Source organism: Embleya sp. NPDC127516, assembly GCF_044765325.1.
Taxonomy (GTDB): domain Bacteria; phylum Actinomycetota; class Actinomycetes; order Streptomycetales; family Streptomycetaceae; genus Embleya.
On sequence record NZ_JBIWJT010000013.1, the window covers coordinates 67,035 to 87,968 of the forward strand.

Annotated in this window: 17 protein-coding genes; 10 read left to right on the forward strand and 7 right to left on the reverse strand. The window is 73.0% G+C overall.

The annotated features are described in order from the left end of the window. Positions 1-151: 151 nt before the first annotated feature. Entirely contained in the window at positions 152-2,380 is a 2,229-nt protein-coding gene (locus ACIRL2_RS25370) for an MMPL family transporter (RefSeq protein WP_402234673.1), read from the forward strand. Between the two features lie 311 nt (positions 2,381-2,691). Here ACIRL2_RS25370 and ACIRL2_RS25375 read toward each other — a convergent pair whose 3' ends face one another. Continuing rightward, complete coding sequence (locus ACIRL2_RS25375) at positions 2,692-3,315, reverse strand: hypothetical protein (protein ID WP_402234675.1); 624 nt, start codon at positions 3,313-3,315, stop codon at positions 2,692-2,694. 180 nt (positions 3,316-3,495) lie between these two features. After that, a complete protein-coding gene (locus ACIRL2_RS25380) occupies positions 3,496-4,242 on the reverse strand; it encodes a bifunctional DNA primase/polymerase (RefSeq protein ID WP_395867574.1) in 747 nt (248 codons plus the stop codon). Between the two features lie 404 nt (positions 4,243-4,646). Here ACIRL2_RS25380 and ACIRL2_RS25385 point away from each other — a divergent pair, with 404 nt between their 5' ends. Next, positions 4,647-5,408, forward strand: a complete 762-nt coding sequence (locus ACIRL2_RS25385) for a glycosyltransferase (RefSeq protein WP_395867576.1) — start codon at positions 4,647-4,649, stop codon at positions 5,406-5,408. Positions 5,409-5,457: 49 nt separating this feature from the next. Next, positions 5,458-6,933 (forward strand): hypothetical protein, encoded by a 1,476-nt coding sequence (locus tag ACIRL2_RS25390; protein ID WP_402234678.1) that lies wholly within the window; start codon positions 5,458-5,460, stop codon positions 6,931-6,933. On the opposite strand, the gene ACIRL2_RS25395 is transcribed toward ACIRL2_RS25390, so the two are convergent. From ACIRL2_RS25395 to ACIRL2_RS25410, 4 genes are all read right to left on the reverse strand, one after another. Beyond that, positions 6,866-8,995, reverse strand: coding sequence for a hypothetical protein (locus ACIRL2_RS25395; RefSeq protein WP_395867579.1), 2,130 nt, complete (start codon positions 8,993-8,995; stop codon positions 6,866-6,868). The genes ACIRL2_RS25390 and ACIRL2_RS25395 overlap by 68 nt on opposite strands. Positions 8,996-9,076: 81 nt before the next feature. Beyond that, complete coding sequence (larC, locus tag ACIRL2_RS25400; RefSeq protein ID WP_395867581.1) at positions 9,077-10,270, reverse strand: nickel pincer cofactor biosynthesis protein LarC; 1,194 nt, start codon at positions 10,268-10,270, stop codon at positions 9,077-9,079. A 118-nt stretch (positions 10,271-10,388) separates the two neighbouring features. Further along, a complete protein-coding gene (gene larB, locus ACIRL2_RS25405; RefSeq protein ID WP_395867583.1) occupies positions 10,389-11,174 on the reverse strand; it encodes a nickel pincer cofactor biosynthesis protein LarB in 786 nt (261 codons plus the stop codon). Positions 11,175-11,254: 80 nt separating this feature from the next. Then, on the reverse strand, positions 11,255-11,695 hold the full coding sequence (locus tag ACIRL2_RS25410) for an ATP-binding protein (RefSeq protein WP_395867585.1): 441 nt from the start codon (positions 11,693-11,695) through the stop codon (positions 11,255-11,257). A gap of 262 nt (positions 11,696-11,957) precedes the next feature. Between ACIRL2_RS25410 and ACIRL2_RS25415 the strand changes: the two genes are divergently transcribed. From ACIRL2_RS25415 to ACIRL2_RS25445, 7 genes are all read left to right on the forward strand, one after another. Beyond that, positions 11,958-12,710: a hypothetical protein gene (locus tag ACIRL2_RS25415; protein ID WP_402234682.1), complete on the forward strand. Its 753-nt coding sequence runs from the start codon at positions 11,958-11,960 to the stop codon at positions 12,708-12,710. Between the two features lie 119 nt (positions 12,711-12,829). Further along, positions 12,830-13,579 carry a YcnI family protein gene (locus ACIRL2_RS25420; RefSeq protein ID WP_402234685.1) on the forward strand — a complete coding sequence of 250 codons (750 nt, stop codon included), beginning with the start codon at positions 12,830-12,832 and terminating at the stop codon, positions 13,577-13,579. Between the two features lie 165 nt (positions 13,580-13,744). Beyond that, positions 13,745-14,464, forward strand: a complete 720-nt coding sequence (locus tag ACIRL2_RS25425) for an SCO family protein (RefSeq protein ID WP_395867592.1) — start codon at positions 13,745-13,747, stop codon at positions 14,462-14,464. Further along, entirely contained in the window at positions 14,461-15,114 is a 654-nt protein-coding gene (locus ACIRL2_RS25430; RefSeq protein ID WP_402234688.1) for a copper chaperone PCu(A)C, read from the forward strand. The genes ACIRL2_RS25425 and ACIRL2_RS25430 overlap by 4 nt, the downstream gene beginning before the upstream one ends. Continuing rightward, positions 15,101-16,915: a copper resistance protein CopC gene (locus ACIRL2_RS25435; RefSeq protein WP_395867595.1), complete on the forward strand. Its 1,815-nt coding sequence runs from the start codon at positions 15,101-15,103 to the stop codon at positions 16,913-16,915. The genes ACIRL2_RS25430 and ACIRL2_RS25435 overlap by 14 nt, the downstream gene beginning before the upstream one ends. Then, a complete protein-coding gene (gene efeB / locus ACIRL2_RS25440) occupies positions 16,912-19,317 on the forward strand; it encodes an iron uptake transporter deferrochelatase/peroxidase subunit (RefSeq protein WP_402234691.1) in 2,406 nt (801 codons plus the stop codon). Before ACIRL2_RS25435 ends, efeB begins: the two co-directional genes overlap by 4 nt. Before the next feature lie 5 nt (positions 19,318-19,322). Next, a complete protein-coding gene (locus ACIRL2_RS25445; RefSeq protein ID WP_395867599.1) occupies positions 19,323-19,748 on the forward strand; it encodes a hypothetical protein in 426 nt (141 codons plus the stop codon). 208 nt (positions 19,749-19,956) lie between these two features. Here the strand turns inward: ACIRL2_RS25445 and ACIRL2_RS25450 are convergent, their stop codons facing one another. Beyond that, complete coding sequence (locus ACIRL2_RS25450) at positions 19,957-20,898, reverse strand: NADP-dependent oxidoreductase (protein ID WP_402234694.1); 942 nt, start codon at positions 20,896-20,898, stop codon at positions 19,957-19,959. Between the last annotated feature and the right edge of the window lie 36 nt (positions 20,899-20,934).

Consider the following 20,934-nt stretch of genomic DNA (forward strand, 5'->3'; position numbering starts at 1 on the left):
GTATCCGGCGGAAGTTTGCGGAACTGCGGGGGACTGCTTGTGAGCTTCCTGTGAGTGCGCCGGCCGGCCGCCGCACCGCCTCGGCCGCCGCCGAGTCTGGCCTCGGAACGCACGACCGGGCCGCGTGGCCCGCACGAGGAAGGGAACGGCTATGGCGGCTTGGGCGCGATGGTGTCTCGATCACCGGTGGGCGGTGGTCCTGCTGTGGGTGGCCGCGCTGTTCGGAACCGTCGCGGCGAGCGTGACGGCGGGCAGTGCGTACTCCAACGTGTTCAAGATCCCCGGGACCGAGTCGTCGACCGCGTACGAGCGCCTGCAGAAGGCCTTCCCCGACGCGGCCGGCGATGTGGACAACGTCGTGTGGCAGACCGAGCGCGGCACCGTGCACGATCCGGCGGTACGCGACCGGATGACCGCGCTGCTCGCCGACATCGCGCGCATGCCCGACGTCGGTCGTGTGGTCGGCCCGTACGATCCGGACGGCGCCGAGCAGGTCGGCGCCGACGGCCGGATCGCGTTCGCGCAGGTGACCTTCGTCAAGCAGCAGTTCGAGCTGGACACCGAGAATCTCAAGCACCTGATCGAGCGCTCCGAGCAGGCCCGCGCCCCCGGACTGCGCGTCGAACTCGGCGGTCCCGCGATCGAGGCCGCCCAGGAGCCTCCGGCCGGGCTGGCCGAGGCGGTGGGCATCGTCGCGGCGGGCATCATCCTCTTCCTCGCCTTCGGATCGTTGTTCGCCATGTTGCTCCCGCTGGTCAGCGGGGTGTTCGCGGTCGGCACCGGGATCTCCACGGTCGTCCTGCTCAGCCACGTCACCGACATCCCGGAGACCGCGACGCTGCTGGGCAGCCTGATCGGGCTGGGTGTGGGCATCGACTACGCCCTGTTCATCGTGACGCGACACCGCAACGGCCTCAAGGCGGGCCTGTCCCCCAAGGAGGCGGCGGTACGGGCACTGGACACCTCCGGGCGGGCCGTGGTGTTCGCGGGCGGCACGGTGTGCGTCGCGCTGCTCGCGCTGTTCACCGTCGACATCACCCTGTTCGACGGAATCGCGATCAGCACCACGCTCGTCGTGGTGCTCAGCGTGCTCGCGTCCGCCACCCTGCTGCCCGCGCTGCTCGGGCTGCTCGGCCTGCGCGCGCTCAGCCGCCGCGAACGCCGGGGCCTGGCCGCGACGTCCGCCGCCGACGCCCCGCGCGACGCGGAGGCCGGGCGCGCCGCGCTGCGCTGGGCGAGCCTGGTGCAACGCCGGCCCCGACTCCTCGGCCTCGTCGCGCTGGTCGTCATGGCGGCGCTGTCGGTGCCCGCGCTCTCGCTCCGCCTGGGCACCAACGACCAAGGAAACCAGCCGACTTCGCAGACCGTGCGGCAGGCGTACGACCTGCTCGCCAAGGGTTTCGGCCCCGGCTTCAACGGCCCGCTGCTGATGGTCGCCGAGCTCGACGGTGCGCGGGACCGGCAGGCGTTGGACACCCTGATCACCGAGATACGCCGTACCCCCGGTGTCGTGCGCGTCATCGAGGCCCCGGTGCCCGCCGACGCCCGCGGCCTCGCCGCCGATACCCGGGTCGTACAGGTCGTGCCCGCGACGTCCCCGCAGGCCGAGGCGACCGACAAGCTGATCGACACGTTGCGCGACAAGACCGTCCCCGCCGCCGCGAAGGGCAGCACGCTCAAGGTCCACATCGGCGGCGAGACCGCGCTGCAGAAGGACTTCGCGGCCGTGGTCGGCGACCGCATGCCGAGCTTCATCGCCCTGATCGTGGGGCTGGGCGCCCTGCTCATGCTGGTCGCGTTCCGCAGCCTGCTGGTGCCGCTGACCGCCGCGCTGATGAACCTGATCGCCGCGTGCGCGTCGTTCGGCCTGTTGGTCGCGATCTTCCAGTGGGGCTGGGGCATGGATCTGCTGGGGCTCGGCAAGGAGGGGCCGATCATCTCCTTCCTGCCGGTAATCATGCTGCCGCTGCTGTTCGGGCTGTCGATGGACTACCAGGTCTTCCTGGTCAGCCGCATGCACGAGGAATGGCTGCACACCGGCGACAACGCCCGTGCGGTACGCGTGGGCCAGGCCGGGACCGGACGGGTGATCAACTCGGCCGCGCTCATCATGATCTTCGTGTTCGGCTCGTTCATCCTCAGCGGCGACCGCGGCGGCATGATGGCCGGCCTCGGCCTGGCGGGCGCGGTCGCGCTGGACGCGTTCATCCTGCGCATGCTGCTCGTGCCCGCCCTGATGCACGTCCTGGGCCGGGCCAACTGGTGGCTGCCCGCGTGGCTCGACAAGGTGCTGCCGCACCTGGCGGTGGACCCGCCCAACCGACCCGCCGGCGGCACCGCCGAGGGCACCGCGGAGAAGGTGCTGACGCCCAGCCGATAGGGAACGGGGCGGGGTCGATCCGCCCGGTCGCCGACGTACACCGAGGACGACAAAAATCGCCCGCACGCCCGACAACGGGCGTGCGGGATCGGTCGCGATCGGTCGATGAACGGCCCCGGATTGGAGATCGGCCGGCTTGTTGTTACCTTTGAGACAGCTCGGTCGCTGATGCATCCCCCGTCTTCAGCGGCCGGGCCTCTCACTTTTCCGGGGTCTTTTCCCGATTTTGTCCCGAGGGCTTTTTTCACCACCGAGCATCGAATTGTCCGTATGCGTCGATCGCCGGACGCGGCGGCTTTCCCGGGCCGAAGTCAGCGCTGCGTGGTGGCCGATCCCGAACGGAGCAGCTTGGTCGAGCCGTCCTTGGAAGCCAGTTCGGCGACCGCGGACCAGCCCTGGATGTCCTTGGGCACACGCACGCGCGGACTGTCGCAGCGACCCTCGGTGTCCTTGGGTTCGACGGTGCAGGTCACCCGCAGCGTGTTGCCGCCCGGCTGGAGAACGCTCATCACCAGCAACAGCGGGTCGGGCGTGGGGTTTCGGTAGTAGACCCGCCCCCATGCCTCCGAGCCGTCGCGCTCGACGCAGGTCTGCGCGCGCACCCCCTGGGGGCCGTCGACCGCCTTGCCGCACACGCTTTCCGTGCCCACGACCGGCAAAGTACCGGCCGTGGCCGAGGACTTCGCGGTGGGCTTGCCACCGATCAACTCCAGCAGCCCGGCCGATCCGGCCCGATCACGATCGCCGACACCATTGCCGAACTCGGCCGCCTTGGCGGCGCTCGGGCGGGTGGTCGGCCCCGAGTCGGCGGTGTGGCGGCCCTTGTCCGGGCCCGCCGAGTCCGCGGAGGCGGCGGCGAGCGGGACGATCAGGCACAGACCCACGACCGCGCCCAGAGCCACCGTGCGGACGTGACCCGTGCGTGGGCGCTGCATGGTGTCTCCTAGCGCGCAAAGCCCCCCTCCACACGCTCCCCGACGATGGGGATCCGGGTGCGGAACGGGGCCGGAATGATCGGCGCGCCGAGCCTATCGCGCCGCCACGACGTGCAGCGATCACCACATGTTGCGGTTACGCCACAACGATCACCGCATCGCGTGACGGCGCGCTTTCGATCAGGCTCTGGGCCCGGCGTGTTGGCAGGTGTCCACGAGCGTGCGGACCAGGTCGGCCACGGCGGGCAACCATGGTCCACCGGCCGTCGGATCCCCGGAGGGAGCCGGTGGCCGGGCCCAGCGCAACAGGCCGCCCTGTACTCGGGACGGCGGCAGCGCGAGGTAGCCGCCGTCGCCGTGAAAGCGCAGGGTGGAAGGCACCGTGCCGTACCGATCGAGGCCGTATCGGTCCAGCAACTCACCCAGTTCGCCCAACTCGTATGGCTCAACCAGGAACGCGTAGCGGCCCGGCGCGGCGACGACCGGACCGGTACGCACACCGAGCCGGGCGAGTTGGTCGAGCGAGCGGGCACCGGCTTCCGACGGCACACTCAACGCCGCCACCCGCCCACCCGTCGCCAGGATCACCGACGCGTCCGGGGTCTGCTGCCACCACCAGCGCGCCATGCGCTCGTCACATGTGGCCGCGAGCAGGGGAGGTTCACCCGGATGGGCGCCCGGCACGCGACAATCGGTCGCACCACAACGACACACGCCCGACCAGCGGTCGTATCCGACGCCGGGAACCACGGGCCAGCGCCATCTCGCACACGTCAGCACGGCCGACATCAATGCGGTGCGTTCCCTCCGTCGTCTTCCGAGGATCTCGCGCAGCATGCGCTCGTTCCTTTCCGTGAACGTGGAAGCACTATGCGTGATACTCAGGTACTCCGCAGCCGACCACGAGGAGGCCGCTTGGCGGCACATGGCGCGAGGTGGCGCAGGGGTGGCGAATTACGGCGCCCGGTACGGGTGTTGCCCTCGCGGATCGGGCCTCGGGCGGGAGATGGGGGCTCCCGAGCGGACCGTTGTGCCATCCATTGCTGCGGTTTGCGCTGCGGTTGGGTCTGTTGGTCTCTGCCTGGCCCGGCACCGCGTCCGATGCGACGCCGCGCCTATTCCAGCACTCCTCACCGAGGACGACGAACGGCCGGCCCTCGGAGGTTCCGCAGATATCACGAGACCGCGATCACAGGGTCCTGGAGCATACCCGCGATGTGGCTCTCTTCCGTTGTACCCCCATCGCCCGTGACCTTCACGCCGCCGCGCCGCGGCGTTGGGCAGGACGGGTGGAACCGGCCGGCATTCGGGTCGGCTCGTAGGATCACGCCATGGCGGAGCACACGACCGGCACACCGACCGGCGACACGGCCGTGGTGATCCCGGCATACGACGAGGCACAGCGAATCTCGGCCACGGTCGAGGCAGCACGATCGATCGGCGGCGTGGACCTCGTGGTGGTGGTGGACGACGGTTCCACCGACGACACCGGTACGGCGGCGCGCGCCGCGGGCGCCGTGCTCGCCCGGCACGGGCGCAATCGCGGCAAGGCCGCGGCGATGGAGACCGGGGCGGCCGTGGTCGCCGCGATCGACGTGCGCGAGGGCCGGGAGCAGCCGCGTCACCTGCTGTTTCTGGACGCCGACCTGGAGCGTACGGCCGCCGCCGCGGCACCGCTGATCGCCCCGGTCCGGGCCGGCGCGGCGGCGATGACCATCGCGGTGTTGCCGCCGCAACTGCGGGCCGGCGGCGGGCGCGGGTTCGTCGTCCGGGCCGCCCGGGACGGGATCGCCCGGGCCTGCGGGTTCACCGCGACCCAGCCGCTTTCCGGCCAGCGCTGCCTGACCCGCGAGGCGTTCGAGGCGGCGCTGCCGCTCGCGGCCGGCTTCGGCGTCGAGACCGGACTGACCATCGACCTGGTCCGCGAGGGGTTCGCGGTCGAGGAGGTCGAGGTCGAACTGCACCACCGGGTGACCGGAACCGACTTCGCCGCGCAGCGCCATCGCGCCCGGCAGTACGCGCACGTGGCCCGGGCGTTGGCCGAGCGCGGCGCGGCCGGGGCGTTGCCGGGGGCGATCCGCGGTCGTGGCTGAACCGGTGACGGCACGGCCCGGCGCGGAGCGTCGCTCGTCGATGTTTCACGTGGAACACCCGTTTGGGTGTGTCGCGCTCGGCCTGACGGCACTGGCGATCGCGCTGCTCCTGCTGACCGGGCTGCTGGGGCCCTCGGCCGCGCAGCCACCGGTGCCGGGCGGGCCGTCGTGGCTGCCGCCCTACCATCTCGACGTCCGGCCCGGCGCCGGTGTGGTGACCGCTCTGCTGCTCGCGGCGGCGCTGTCGGGCGCGCTCGGGCTGGGTGTGGCGATGCGCGAGCTGCGCCGGGGCTGGAGACCGGATCCGGGCCGGCCCACCCTCGCCGGGGCGGTCGCCGCGCTCGCGATGGTGTGCGTGCCGCCGATGGGCTCGGCCGACCACCTCGTGTACGCCGCGTACGGCCGGCTGGCGGCCACCGGTGGCGACCCCTACCGGGACACCGCCGCGACGCTGGTGCGGGACGGGGATCCGGTCGGCGTGGCGGTCGAGGCGCCGTGGACGGACACACCGTCCGTGTACGGGCCGGTGGCGACCGCCGAGCAGTGGCTCGCGGCCCGGATCGGCGGGACCTCGGTGCACACGACCGTGCTGGTGCTGACCCTGCTCGGGGCGGCCGCGTTCGTGCTGACCGGATTGCTGCTCCAGCGTGCGGCCGGCCCGGACCGGGGCGCCCGGGCCCGGGTGGCGATCCTGTGGTCGCTCAATCCGCTGCTGCTGTTCGTGGCGGTCAACGCGGGCCACCTGGACGCGTTCGCGCTGGTGTTCGCGGTCGGCGCGCTGCTCGCGGTGCGCCGCTCCCCCGCGCTCGCGGGCGTCCTGGTCGGTCTGGCCTGCGCGGCGAAGATCTCGCTGGGCCTGTACGTGTTGGCACTGGCCTGGGGCCTGCGCGGTCGCCCGCGCGCGCTGGCCGCGCTGATCGGGTCGGCGCTGCTGGTCGGGATCGCCACCTATCTGCCGGTCGGCCTCGGCGCGTTCGATCAGATGCGCGAGAACACCAGGCTGGTTTCGCTCGCGGTGCCGCTGCGGCTGGTGCTGGGGCCGCTGGAGTCGGCCCTGGGGCATGACACCGCCCGCACGGTGATCGGCCTGTTCGGCTGGCTGCTGGCCGCGGTGGTGGTGTGGTTGCTGGCGCGCACCGCCGCCCGGGCCCGGCCCGCGGCGATGGCCCACGTGACGCGCGACAGCGCCGCCGCGGCCGCGCTGTTGTCCCTGGCCTGGCTGCTGACCACGCCGTACAGCCTGCCCTGGTACGACGTCGCGGCCTGGGCACCGCTCGCACTGCTCGCGCCGTCCGCGCTCGACGGGCTGCTGCTGGCCCGCAGCACGCTCCTGGTGTGCGCGTACATTCCCGGCCGGGTGGTTCCGCTGCCGGACGCGGTGGACACCCTCCAGCGCACCCTGCGCGGCACCGTCGGCCCGTGGGCGGGCGCGGCGATCCTGGTCGCGGTGGTGCTGGTCAGCCGGCGTGCGGGCGGGCCTCCGCGGCTGCGATCACCGCGATCGCCAGCGGCGCCGCGATGGTGAGCGCGACCGCCGGGATCTGGATGCCGGAGTCGTTCACCGCGTAGCCGACCACCGCGGTCAACCAGCACGCGAGCAGCGTCGAACGCAGCCATGGCACGGCCGCGAAGGACCGTGCCAGGGCGGGCGCCCGCCACTTCGCGGGATCGCGCAGGGCGAGCACGAGCAGCACGAACACGACCGGGATGATCAGCGTGAACGGCGTGGTGAACGAGTGCAGGTTGCCCATGATCTTGCGGTGCAGCGTGTCGCCGGCGTCGCCGTCGACGATTTCCTGGACGAACCGGCCCAGGTGCGAGCGGCTCGCCGCCGGGCGCCGCCAGTCCAGCACGGCGATGGTGCCGATCACCACGACCGCGCCCAGGCCGACCAGGCCGACCTTGGCCCACGAGATCCGGGTGCCGGTGAGCAGCAGGCCGAGCACCGCCAGGCCCGGGATCAGCGCGAGCACGCCACCGAAGTCGCTGCCGAACGCGGGCCAGCCGTCGGCCACCACCGCGACCGTGCCCACCGCCGCGAGCACCGCGACCGCCGCCCGCCGCCGCTCGGCCGCGAGCAGCCGGCCCGTGGGCCACGCGACGGCGAGCAGGACGGCCATCGCGAAAATCGTCCAGGCGACGTTGCCGAAGCCGTAGAACCGGCCCGCGACCAGCGGGGACAGGCCGAACAGGGTGTTCAGTTGCAGCGGTGAGCCGGCCATGACGTCACCGGCCAGGATCACGGCGGTCGCCGCGGCGACCACGCCGGCCGGGCCGTAGGGGTGCCGTCGCCAGGGGCCGAGCAGGGCCACTGCCGCGAGCACGGCGGCGAACACCACGGTGAGCCCGAGCAGCGCCCAGGCCGGGTCGCCGGCCTGCTCCCACGGGACCAGGCCGACCAGGAACGATCCGCCGGGAACGGCACCGAAGAACACCCCGATCCCGGTCGCCGCGCGTATCACCGCGCGCCGGGCCCGGGTCCGGCCACCGCGGCCGAACCGCACGGCGAGCCACAGCGCGAGCGCCGCGAGCACGATCGGCAGCAGGGTGAGCCAGGTGAAGAAGTACCAGACCTCGCGCACCGTGCGCGATGCCTGCGCGCCCACGTCGAACAGGCGCAACTCGTCGATCGCGGTGCTCCCGGAGGGGCCGGGCGCCCGGGTGTAGACCGCGCCGACCAGGTCGCTCGGCGCGTCGATGCCCAGCGGCGCGAGCAGACTGGGGGCCAGGTCGGTGAGTTGGACCAGGCCGTCGTCGCGGGTCGAGGTCGCGGTCAGGTAGCCGGAGGAGAAGGTCGTGTCCGTCGCGGTGCCCGGCCCGCTCGCCATCAGCGCGCGCAGGTGCGGGGTGCCGGTGTCGTCGGCGAGGCCGGCCACCACGAGTTGCGTGCGCGGCGGCAGCGCGGCGCCGATCCGGGCCACCTGCGCGTCCACCGCCCGCAGCCGCTCCGCGCGGTCGACGCCGGGTCCGGTCAGGCCGCCGAGGTCGATCAGGGTCAGCGCGGAGCGTTCGATCAGCGCGGTGTCCACGGCGTTCGGGTCCGGCAGGTAGGTGCCGCGCACCCGGCCGGTCGGGTCGGCGCTCGCGTAGGCCGCGCCGGGGCCGACCGAGGTGACCACCCGGCCGTGCTCGGCGACCGAGGCGGCGAGTTGCCCGTACCCGGGGTTGTAGCCGAACGAGTCGTTGCGCTTGACGATCGCGCGCATGTTCGGCACCGTCGCCGAGCCGTCCGGGGCCAGGGTCGGCGGCAGCGGCTCGGCACACGGCTCGGCGCTCCTGGCACTGGTCCGGGCATCCGTCGAGCGGGCACCCGAGCCGGTGGTGAGCCACCCGTCGACCGGGCACGCGCGCGGGTGCACGGTGCGCACCGACATCGCCGCCGAGGTCGCGTGCCCGGCCTGCGCGGCCAGCCCCGGGGTGCCGGTGGCGTCGATGTCGGCCCAGGTCAGGCCGGGTATCCCGAGCAGGACGACATGGTCGGCGGCGGCCGGACGAGCGGGTGCGGCTCCGGCCGACCCGGGCAGCGCCGAGAGCACGAGCACCGCCGTGAGCACGGCGAGCAGCAGCCGGAGGGGACGTGCGATCACGGGTGCCTGCTCCTTGACGTACACGGCCTACACGGGGACGGATGCTCGCCCAAGGCTATGCGCCCGCGCCCGCCCGCACGTTCAGGGCAGCAGGCCCGCCGCGTACGCCGCCGCGGTCGCGGCGCCCATCACCACCTTCACCGGTCGGCCCAGCGACGCGGCAGCGGCGGCCACGTCCTCGTACTCCGGCTGGGCGTTGACCACCCTGCCCTCGAACATCGCGGTCTTGACCCGCACCGGCAGGCCCTCCACCCGTACCGTGCCGAACTCGCGGGCCAGCGCCCGCTTGGCCACCGGAACGATCCGCGCCCCTATCGTCGAGGTCTCCAGGAACACCGTGTGCAGCGCCGCGTCCACCCGGTCCGCCGGGACCAGGACGCACAGCGTGTGGGCGGGACGCCCCTTCTTCATCAGAATGGGCACCAGCCACGCGTCGCCCGCGCCGATCGCGAGGAGCTTGCCGAGCACCGCCGGCCACAGCCGCGGGTCGAGATCGTCCACGTTGGTCTCGATCAGCACGTCCTCGCCGGTCGGGTGCACGCGCTCCGCCTCGTGCCGTTCGCCGAGCACGACCCGCAGGACGTTGGGCACCTCCTCGACCCGCCGGCTGCCCGCGCCGGTCCCGGCCGCGGTGATCCGCAGGGCCGGCATCGGCCCCCAACTCCGGCACACCGCCGTGAGCAGGGCCGCACCGGTGGGGGTGCACATCTCGTACGGGGCCGGGCCCGCGTAGACCGGCGCGGCGGCCACCCGCATCAGTTCGAGCACGGCCGGGACCGGCACCGGCAGCACGCCGTGCGCGGCCCGCACGCTGCCGTTGCCGAGCGCGACCGGCGAGCCGACCGCGTCCTCGACGCCCAGCGCGTGCAGCGCGGTACACGTGCCGACCACGTCGGCGATCGCGTCCAACGCGCCGACCTCGTGGAAGTGCACCTCCTCGGGCAGACATCGGTGCGCGCGGGCCTCGGCGTGCGCGAGCCGACCGAACACGTCGTGCGCGCGGGCGTGCACGGGTTCCGCCAAGTCGGCGCGATCGAGCAGGTCGCGGACGTCGTTCCAGGTGCGGTGCACGTGGCTGTGCACGGTCTTGACCCGGGCGTGGGTCGCGGCGATCCCGTGTCGGTCGGTGCGTTCGGCGGTGATCAGGATCGGTTCGACGCCCACCGCGTCGACGGCTTGCTGGACGGCCTCCAGCGGGGCGCCGGCGTCGATCAGGGCCCCGAGCAGCATGTCGCCGCTCGCACCGGCCTGGCACTGGAACCATGCGATTGCCAAGCGGATACCTCCCGTCGCGGCCACTGTCGCAGCCGATCGCGGGTCCCGCCGGGAAACCGACGAAGCGACCGAAAGCGACCGCTTTCTTGCGTTTTCCCGCGTGCTTCGGCGTTCGTGACTACCGGGTCTCGGCGCTCCGCGCCGCCCCGACCGACCGCGCCACCCGGGCCGCGAACACGCCCGCACCGAAGCCGTTGTCGATGTTGACCACCGCGACCCCGGGCGCGCACGAGTTGAGCATCGCCAGCAGCGCCGCGAGCCCGCCGAAGGACGCCCCGTAGCCCACGCTGGTGGGCACCGCGAGCACCGGCACCGACACCAGGCCCGCCACCACGCTGGGCAACGCGCCTTCCATGCCCGCGACCACGATCAGACAGTCCGCCGCGTCGAGTTCGGCGTGTACCGCGAGCAGCCGATGGATGCCGGCCACGCCCACGTCCTCGATCCGCTCCACGTCCGCGCCGAACAGGCGCGCGGTGAACGCCGCCTCGCCCGCCACCGCCGCGTCCGAGGTGCCCGCCGAGACCACCCGGACCAGGCCGCGCGGGGTGGGCGGCGTGCCCACCGCGACACACGTGCCGCTGTCGTCGGTGTACGCCTCGCCGGGGAACGCCGTGCGCACCGCGTCCACCACGGCGGCCGAGGCGCGGGTGGCGAACGCGGGCCGCCCGCCCGCCTCGCGCAACCGGCGAAAGAGCGCGACGGTCTGTTCGGGGGTCTTCCCGGCCGCGAAGACCACCTCGGGATCACCGGTGCGCAGTGCCCGGTGGGTGTCCACCCGGGCGAAACCCAGGTCGGCGAAGCCCGCGGTCGGCCCGCGCACGAGGTCGTCGAGCGCCTCGTCCACGCCCGCCTCCCCGGCTGCGACGCGGTCGAGCAATTCCCTTACCTCGGCCCGGTCCACTGCCCCGATCGTAACCTGCACCGGAACGACCGCGTCCGGCAAGGCAGTTGGCGGCGGACGCCGGGCCGCCCGCGGACCGGCTAGGAGACCGGTACCAACGCGTCCTTGCGCCAGCGCAACGTCTTCTCGAAACGCAGCACCGCACCGCGCCGGGGGTGGTTGCTCAGTTGCACGTGATCGGTCATCGCCCGGATCAGCATCAACCCGCGACCGTTCTCCGCGCCCGGGCCGACGTTCACCGTCGAGCCGCGCAGCCGATCCATCGGAAAGCCCGGGCCGCCGTCGATGATCTCGACCCGACAACAGTCACCGGTGATGCCCGCGCGAATCTGGTATTCCGAATACGGCCCGCCCCGGGCGTGCTCGACCACATTCGCGCACGCCTCGGACAACGCGAGGCCGATCTCCATCGCGATCTCGCGATCCACCCCCGCCGTCTCCATCGCACCGACCAATAGCCGGCGCGCCATCGGCACGCTCGCCGTATCCCGTGGCAGGTGGACAGTCCACCTCATGTCCATGAGCGGCCTTTCGACATCTCTGGGAGTCCGGCTGTATCCGGCGGATCACACACCCGGTTTTATTGCCGCCGCTTGCTCCCTGTATGCGCACATCACTTGATCGGTCGTCAATACCCCGTAAAGACGATTCGTTCGGCCGCATCGTGGGGACATCATGTGCTCGCCCCGCCGGTGCCGGGTCGCCGGCCATGATCATCGGCCATTCCCGGCCCCGGGCACGACGGGCCCGCGCGCGATGAGACGATGGGGCGTCATGCAGGCCGTGTCCGTACCTTTCCGCGCCGTGCGCGCCGCCGTCTTCGCGGCGGTCTGCGCCGCGCTCGCGGCATGCGGTCACGCGTGGATGTCGACCGAGCCGCTGCCGCTGTGGGCGCCCGTCGCCGGCTTCGCCGCGGTGCTCGTCTCGGCCTTCGCCGGAGCCGGGCGACAGCGCTCCTTCGCCGCGATCACCACGCTGCTCGCGGCGGCCCAACTCGCGCTGCACACCCTGTTCGCCGCCGCGGCGGCGAACGCCGCGACGCCCGGCCGTTCGGCCGCGGCCGGCGGCTCGGGGTCGAGCACCCTGCTGGATCGACTGCTGTGCGGTCCGCGCGACTCCACCGGGCACATCCTGCTGCCCAACGGCTGGACGCCCGAGGAGATCATCCGCAACGCCCGGGTGGACCCGACGCTGTTCCCGCAGGACCCGCCGGCCGGGCACCACCACATGGGCGGCTCGGGCCCGCTGCTGTTCGACGGCGGCGCGGGCATGGTGTGCGCGCACCTCGCGGCGGCCCTGCTCACCGGCTGGTGGCTGCGGCGCGGCGAGGCCGCGCTGTTCGCCCTGCTCGGCCTGGCCGCGGCGCCGCTGCGGTTGGTGCTGGCGGTGCTCTTCGGCCTGGTCGTCCCGGTGGTCGAGACCCCGGGCGGCATCCGGCGGACCGGCTCGGCGCCGGACCCGACGACACACCGGACGCTGCTTCGGCACGCGGTGACCCGGCGCGGCCCGCCGGCGGAGTACGCGCTCGCCTGCTGATCCGCTCTCGACCGGGTGTCGGATCGGCGGTGGCGCGCGTCCGCCCTCCTGCCGTCCCCTCCCGGACCGAGGCCGCCTCTGTGCGCCCTCGGCCGGATCACCCATGGAGCAGACACCCCATGACCATGACCACCACGCGCCGCCGGCTGTCCGTGATAGCCGCCTCGGCCGGCGCCGGCATCCTCGTCTTCGCCGGCTCGGCCTCCGCGCACGTGACGGTGCAACCCGGCACCGCCGAGCAGGGCTCGTACGCCAAGGTCGCCTTCCGGGTCCCCAACGAGCGCGACGACGCGGGGACCACCAAGCTCGAGATCACCCTGCCCGCCGACAAGCCGCTCACGTCGGTGCAGACCCGGGCGATGGCGGGCTGGAAGGCCGAGGTCGAGAAGACCAAGCTGACCACGCCGATCGACAACCACGGCAAGCCGCTGACCGAGGTGGTCTCCAAGATCACCTGGACCGCGGACGCCGGCACCCGGGTGAACCCGGGCACGTTCGAGGACTTCGAGGTGTCCATGGGCAAGCTGCCCACCGACACCGACAAGCTCGTCTTCAAGGCCGTGCAGACCTACGACAGCGGCGAGGTCGTGCGCTGGATCGACCTGGCCGGCGCGGACGGCAAGGAGCCGCAGTACCCCGCGCCGACGCTCAAGCTCACCGCCAAGGCGGGTGCCGGAACCACAGCGCCCGCCGCCTCGGCCAAGCCCTCGACCGACGCCAAGGCGTCCGTCGCCGCGGTCGCCGAGGACAAGAGCGACGACTCGACGGCCCGCACGCTCGGCGTGGTCGGCATCGTGGTCGGCGTGCTGGGTCTGGGCGCCGGCGTGTTCGCCGTCCTGCGCGCGTCGCGTCGGGGCACCTCCGCCTGATCCTCGGCCCGCCCCGACCGAGGTCTCGCACCACGGTCTCGGGGTGAACTTCCCGGCCCGGGCGCCGGCACCGCATCGATCGGTGCCGGCCGCCCGGGCCACCGGGCCCGCGCCGACGCCGAACACGTCGGCCACGAGCCCTCGGCAGCAACGACCTGGAGAACGATGAGCAACGCAACGCAGTCCCCGGTCCGGGGCCGCCGTACCGGCCTCCGCCTCGCCGCGCTGGTCGCGGCCGGGCTGCTCCTGGCCACGGGGTGCGGTGACTCCGACAAGTCCGACAACGGTGCGCCGGTGAAGGTGCGCGAGGCGAACTCGAAGTACAAGGGCATCGCCGTCGACCCGCCGTGGAGCAAGCCGGAACTCACCCTGACCGACACCTCCGGGCAGCCGTACGACTTCCGGGCGAAGACCGCCGGGCGTACCACGCTGCTGTACTTCGGCTACACGCACTGCCCGGACGCGTGCCCCACGGTCATGGGCGACATCGTGCGCGCGCTGGGCAAGCTGCCCGCGCCGGACCGGGCCACCGTGGACGTGGTGTTCGTGACCACCGACCCGGAACGCGACACCCAGGCGGCGCTGCGCGAGTGGCTCGACTCGCTGGACAAGTCCTTCGTCGGCCTGACCGGCCCGTTCGACAGGATCCAGGCCGCCGCACGCCAGGTCGGGGTCTCCATCGAGCCGCCGACCACCGGCCCGGACGGCAAGGTGGTGAGCACCCACGGCACCCAGGTGATCGCCTTCGCCCCCAACAACGAGGGGCCGGTCATGTACAGCGCGAGCAGCGGACTGCTGCCGGACGGCACCCCGAACGGGAACTCCTCCGACGACTTCGCCCACGACCTGCCGCTGCTGATCCACCCCGAGGACGCCAAGAAGTGAAGCTCTTCCCCCTCCCCCGCAAGGCCGTACCACTCGCCGTCGGCGGCGTGCTCGCGCTCGGGATCGGCGGTGTGCTGGTGGCCTGCGCCGACTCCGGGTCCTCCGACTCGGCCGACCGCGAGGCCGCCGCGCCGGCGAACGCGGGCGCCGCCGAGGGCACGCCGAAGTTGCGCATCGTCGACCCGTACATCCCGCAGCCCTCGTCGACGGACGTCGCGGCGGGCTACCTGATCGTGCAGAACGACGGCGACACCGCCGACCGGCTGCTCTCGGTGGCCAGCCCGCTGTCCGGCGAGGTGATGCTGCACCAGACCAGCGGCAACTCGATGCGACACATCCCGGGTCTGGACGTGCCCGCGCACGGCAAGGGCGTGCTGGCGCGCGGCGGCGCCCACATCATGTTCATGAACCCGAACAAGGCCGTGAAGAAGGGCGACACCGTGCCGCTCACGCTGACCTTCCAGCAGACCGGGCCGGTCACCGTACAGGTGCCCGTGCTCGGGGTGACCGAACGTCCCGGAGACGCCCCGGCAGCGGGGTCGCCCGGGTCGACCACACCGGGCTCGACCACGCCGGCACCGGCCGCCTCGTCGGCCGCGCCCGCGGCGGTCGCGCCCTCGGCCGAACAACCGGGCCATGCGGGTCACTGACCCGGCCGGCCGCCCGGCCGCCGTCCCGGCACCGCCCCCGTCCCCGGCCCGAGCCGCCGGCGGGGTGGGCCGCCGCGCGCTCGCGTGGCTGCTCGCGCTGCCACTGCTGCTCGCCGCGCTCGTGCTCGGCGGGGCCGGGTCCGCGTCCGCGCACGCCGTCCTCCAGTCGTCCAACCCGGCGTCCGGCTCGACGCTGACGAGCGCGCCCGCGACGGTCACGCTCCGGTTCAGCGAGGGCGTGGAGATCGGGCTCGGCGGGGTCAAGGTGTTCGACCCGAGCGGCACCCGGGTGGACAACAACCAGGCCAAGCACGGTCCGGATGGCGACACCAGCGTGGTCACCCCGCTCCGGGGCGGCCTGCCGACCGGTACCTACACGGTCGCCTGGCGTGCGGTCTCGGCCGACTCGCACCCGATCTCCGGCGCGTTCACCTTCAACATCGGCCAAGCCTCCGGTGGTGTCCGGGTCTCCGACCTGACCGACCAGGGCTCCACCGCGACCGACGTGCTGGAGCGGGCCTCGACCGGGGTCGCCTACCTGTCCTTCGCGGTGCTCGGCGGCGCGGTGCTGTTCCTGCTGATCGCCCGACCCGCCGCGGTCGGCCGGTTCCGGGTCTGGCTGCTGCTGTCCGGCGCCTGGGGCGGGCTGCTGTTGTCCTCGCTCGCGGTGCTGATGCTGCACGGTCCGAACGCGTCCGGTCTGGGCCTGTCCTCGGCGTTCGACGCGGACGTGCTGCGCGCGACGCTGGACACCAAGCTGGGCAAGGCGATCGCGGCCCGGGTGCTGCTGCTGGGCGCGGCCGGCGCACTGCTCGGCTGGCTGATCGCCTCGCTCGCGCACGCGGCCGACCGCACCCGGCACGTACTGGCCGGCGTCTGGGCGGTGTTGTGCACCGCGATCGCGATCACCTGGCCGATCGCCGACCACGCGTCGGTGGGCCGCCAGGTGGAAGTGGCGATGGCCGCGGACACGCTGCACCTGCTCGCGATGTCCACCTGGCTGGGCGGGCTCGCGATCGTGGTCACGCTGATCGTGCGGCCGGGCGAGCCGGCGCCGGAGGCGGGCCTGGACGTGCCGACGGTGCGGATCTTCTCCCGGACCGCGTTCGTCTCGGTCTGCGTCCTGGTGGCGACGGGGCTGTACGCGAGCTGGCGTCAGGTGGGTTCCTTCGCCGCGCTGTTCGACACCACGTTCGGCCTGCTGCTGGTCTTCAAGGTCGACCTGGTGCTGCTCATGCTGGCCGGCGCCTGGGTCTCCCGGCGCTGGCTGATGCGACAGTTGGCGGCGGCCGGGAAGTCCCCCATCGGCAAGAGCACCGCCGGGAAGCCGAAGTGGGCCGTGCTGCGCAAGGCCGTCGCGATCGAGGCGGCACTGGCGATCGCGGTGCTCGGCGTCACCACGGTGCTCACCGACACCGAACCGGGCCGCACCGCGCACGAGCGCAAACAATCCGAGGCGGCGGGCCCGGTCAGCCGCAGCGTCCCGTTCGACGCCGGGGGCGCCGCGGGCAAGGGCAAGCTCGACGTCACGGTCGATCCGGCCCGGGTCGGCCCCAACGAGCTGCACATCTACTTCTCCGATCCGATCGGGCAGATCCGGGACGTCGCCGAGTTGACGGTGTCGATGGCGCTGCCGGGCAAGGGCATCGACGGAGCGGACGTCCAGGTGCGCCGGGGTGGTCCCGGGCATTGGCTCGGCGATCTGTCGCTGCCGATGGCGGGCCGCTGGGAGTTGTCCTTCTCGATCCGAACCTCCGATGTCGACCGGATCACCGTGACGGTGCCCGTGGAGGTCAAGTGAGGCACGTACGCCGCCTCGTGCTGCTGTTCGTCGGGGTGCTGGTCTGCCTGGCCCCGGCGGGCAGCGCGTTCGCGCAGGAGTTGTCCGGTCAGGGGCCGAGCAACTTCCACACCGTGATGACCTCGCCGAGCGAGCTCGACCCGGGCCTGACGGTCAAGGTGATCGAGAACGGTGCGCGGATGGAGGTGCGCAACACCGGTCCGGAGGACGTGGTCGTGCTCGGCTACATGAGCGAGCCGTTCCTGCGGATCGGCCGCGGCGGGGTGTTCGAGAACCGCCAGTCCCCCGCCGTGCAGTTGAGCAGCGAGCGGTGGGGCTCGGTCGACGAGAAGTCGAACCTGCAACCGACCGGCGCGCCGCAGTGGCACCGGATCTCCGCCGAGCCGGTGGCCCGCTGGTACGACCAGCGCGTGCACTGGATCGTGCAACAGCGGCTGCCACCGCGGGTGATGGCCGATCCGGATCGCGCGCAGCGGATCTCCACCTGGACCGTGCCGATGCGGATCGGCGAACGCGAGCTGGCCGCGACCGGCGAACTGCGCTGGTTGCCCGGGCCCAGTCCGTGGCCGGGCATCCTCGGCTCGATCGGGCTCGCGGTGCTGGTGTTCGCGGTGGTGTGGCTGCCGCCGGTCCGCCGCCGGGCACTGCTCGGGTACGGCGTGCTCGCGGGCGTGGTCGCGGCGGCGAGCGTGCTGCACCTGGCCCTGGTCGCGGCGGCCCGGGCCGGCGGGTTCGGCGCCTGGGCGGGCGCGTTCTTCGCCGGCAATCTGCTCCAACTGCTTTCCGGGGCGGTGGCGTTCGCGGGCGCGGCGCTGCTGGTCCGGGGCCGGGTGGGCGGCGCGTGGTTGGCCGCGCCGGCGCTCGGCGTGCTGGCTCTGCGGGTGGCCGGGTACGACCTGCCGGTGTTGTGGCGCTCGTCGTCGCCGTTCGTGGGCGGGCTGGCGCTGGACCGGGCGCTGACCGTGCTGGTGCTCGGCGCCGGCCTCGGCGCGGCGCTCGCGCTGGTCGTGGTGGTGCGACGGGGACCGAACCCGGTGGCGGCGACCGCCGGAGCCGCGGAAGCGGTGTGTGTGACAAACGGCGAGCGCGACGCGAACGGCGCGCACGAGCCGGTGGAACCTGCGAGGGACGACGTGATGAGCAGCCCTGAATCCTCCGATCGAGCGAGCGCCGATTCGGCCGTCTCGCGCCGCCGGTTCGTCGGTGTCGCGGGAGCGGCCGGCGCGGGCGGCCTGGTGGTCGGCGCGACCGGCGGCGCGGTCGCGTTCGCGGACGACTCGACCGCCTCCGGCCCGACGCTGGCCCACGTCGGCTCGACCAGCGTGCCCTTCCACGGCAAGACCCAGGCCGGCATCACCACCCCGGCCCAGGCCAAGGCCGTCTTCCTGGGCTGGGACCTGGAACCGGGCGCGGACCGTGCCGCCGTCGCCGCGCTGATGCGGCGCTGGTCGGACGCGGCCGCACGGCTGACCTCGGGCCGGCCGGTGGCGGACGACGACCGGGTCGCGGCGGACGCCGGGGCCTGCTCGTTGACGGTCACCTTCGGCTTCGGCGCCGGCCTGTTCGACAAGGTGGGCCTGGCCGCACGGCGGCCCGCCGCGCTCAAGCCGCTGCCGCCGTTCCCGGACGACGCGCTGGATCCGGCCCGCGGCGACGGCGATCTGTTCGTCCAGGTGTGCGCGGACGACGGGCTGGTCACCTTCGGCGCGGTCCGCACGCTGCAGCGGCTGGCCAAGGGCGTGGCCCGGATCCGTTGGCAGATGAACGGCTTCGCCCGGTCGCCGGGTGCCACCGCCAAGCCGATGACGCACCGGAACCTGATGGGCCAGATCGACGGCACCAACAATCCGAAGCCGGCCGACCCGAAGTTCGACGAGAAGATCTTCGTCACCGCCGCGGCCGGGCCCGATCAGGGCTGGCTGACCGGTGGTACCTACGTGGTCTTCCGCCGGATCCGGATGTTGCTGGACGCGTGGGACGGCCTGGACAAGGCGCATCAGGAGCGGGTGATCGGCCGGACCAAGGACACCGGCGCGCCGCTGTCCGGCGGCGGCGAGCACAGCGCCGCGGACTTCGGCAAGCGGGGTGCCGACGGCGAGTTGGTGATCACCGCGAACGCCCACATGCGCGTCGCGGCACCGGAGTTCAACCGCGGTTCGACGATGTTGCGGCGCGGCTACTCCTACCACGACGGGTTCGGTACGGACGGCGCGCCGGACGCCGGGCTGCTGTTCGTGGCGTGGCAGCACGACCCGGACGACGGTTTCGTGCCGATCCAGCGCAAGCTGGCCCGCGGCGACGCGTTGTCCCCGTTCCTGCGGCACGAGGCGAGCGGGCTGTTCGTGATCCCGCCGGGGTGCGCCCCGGGCGGGTATGTCGGTCAATCCCTGTTGGAGGGCTGAGTCCGATGCGCCGTCGATGGCTGGTCGGGGCCGCGGCCCTGCCGTTGCTGCTTACCGGCTGCGGAAGTTGGGGCGCGGAGGGCGGCCCGGGTTCGTACATGAGCGAGGCCGAGGCGACGGCGGCGGCGTCCGAGGGCGTCGCGGCCCTGGGCAGTGACGGGGTGCAGCGGATCGAGCTGCGGGTGGACGACAAGCTGCGCTTCTCGCCGTCGGTGATCCGAGCCCGGACCGGTCCGCTGGTGATCACCCTCGCGGACACCGGGATCACCCCGCACCAGATGATCCTGCCCGGCGGTGCCCCGGTCGCGCCGTCCGAGGGCGGCAAGTCCCAGGACATCAAGCTGAGCTTCGGCCGACCCGGCTCGTACACCTTCAACTGCATGTATCACGTGGGCACCGGCATGGCGGGCACGATCGAGATCACCGAGTAGGACGCACACCGGTCGAAGCCGGGTACCCCCGGCCGTTCGGCACGGGTACCCGGCCTCGCCGTCGTGGGGCGGGGGTGCCGGTCTCGGGGTGTCGAGGATCCGCCCGGCCGGGCTCTCGGTCTTCCGAGGCGGGCCGGGTTTCCGGGACGGCTCGGGGTTGTCGGGCCGGCACGGGGTTTCCGGGACGGCACGGGGTTTCCGGGCCGGCTCAGGGGATCAGCACGATCTTGCCGGCGGTGCGGTTCGTCTCGGCCAGTTCGTGTGCCTTGACCACCTCGACGAGCGGGAAGGTCTCGGCGACGACCGGGCGCAGCAGGCCCGCGTCCACCGCCTCGGCCAGCAGGGCCAGCCGTTCCGGGTTCGGCGCCAGGTCGACGGTGATGCCGCGGACGCCGGCCGCCTCGGCCTTGGCCGCGGTGGCCTCGGCGGCGGGCGGGTTGGTGATGTTGATCAGGATGCCGCCGGGGCGGAGGGTACGCAGCGAGCGGTCCTCGTACGCGCCGCCGACCAGGTCGAACACGACATCGACGTCGCGTACCGTCTCCGCGAAGTCGGTTGTGGCGTAGTCCACGACCTCGTCCGCGCCCAATTCGCGGAGCAGGTCGTGCTTGGCCGGGCTCGCCGTGCCGATCACGTACGCGCCCCGGGACTTGGCGATCTGTACCGCCAGGTGCCCGACGCCGCCCGCCGCCGCGTGGATCAGCACGCGCTGCCCCGGTCGCACCTGCGCCGCCTCGACCAGGGCCTGCCACGCGATCGAGGCGGACAGCGGCAGGGCGGCCGCCTGCACGTGGTCGAGCGTGCTCGGCTTGAGCGCGAAGGAGGACTCCGCGGCCACCACGAACTCCGCGTATCCACCGGCAAGTTGCGGGAACCCGGGAATCCCGTGGACCTCGTCGCCGACGGTGAGCCGGGAGACGCCAGCGCCGACGCCCGCGACCACACCGGAGACGTCCCACCCGAGCGTGAACGGCGGCGTCAGCCACATTCCGCCGGCGCGGATCTTGGTGTCGATGGGGTTGACCCCCGCGGCGCGCACTTCGACCAGTACCTCACCCGGTCCGGGTGTGGGTATCGCGGTCTCGATCACCCGGAGAACCTCCGGGCCGCCGAGCGTGTCCTGATGCACAGTGATCATGTTCTTCGTCATGCGGAGAGCATCGTGGACCCGGTAACCATTGTGAAG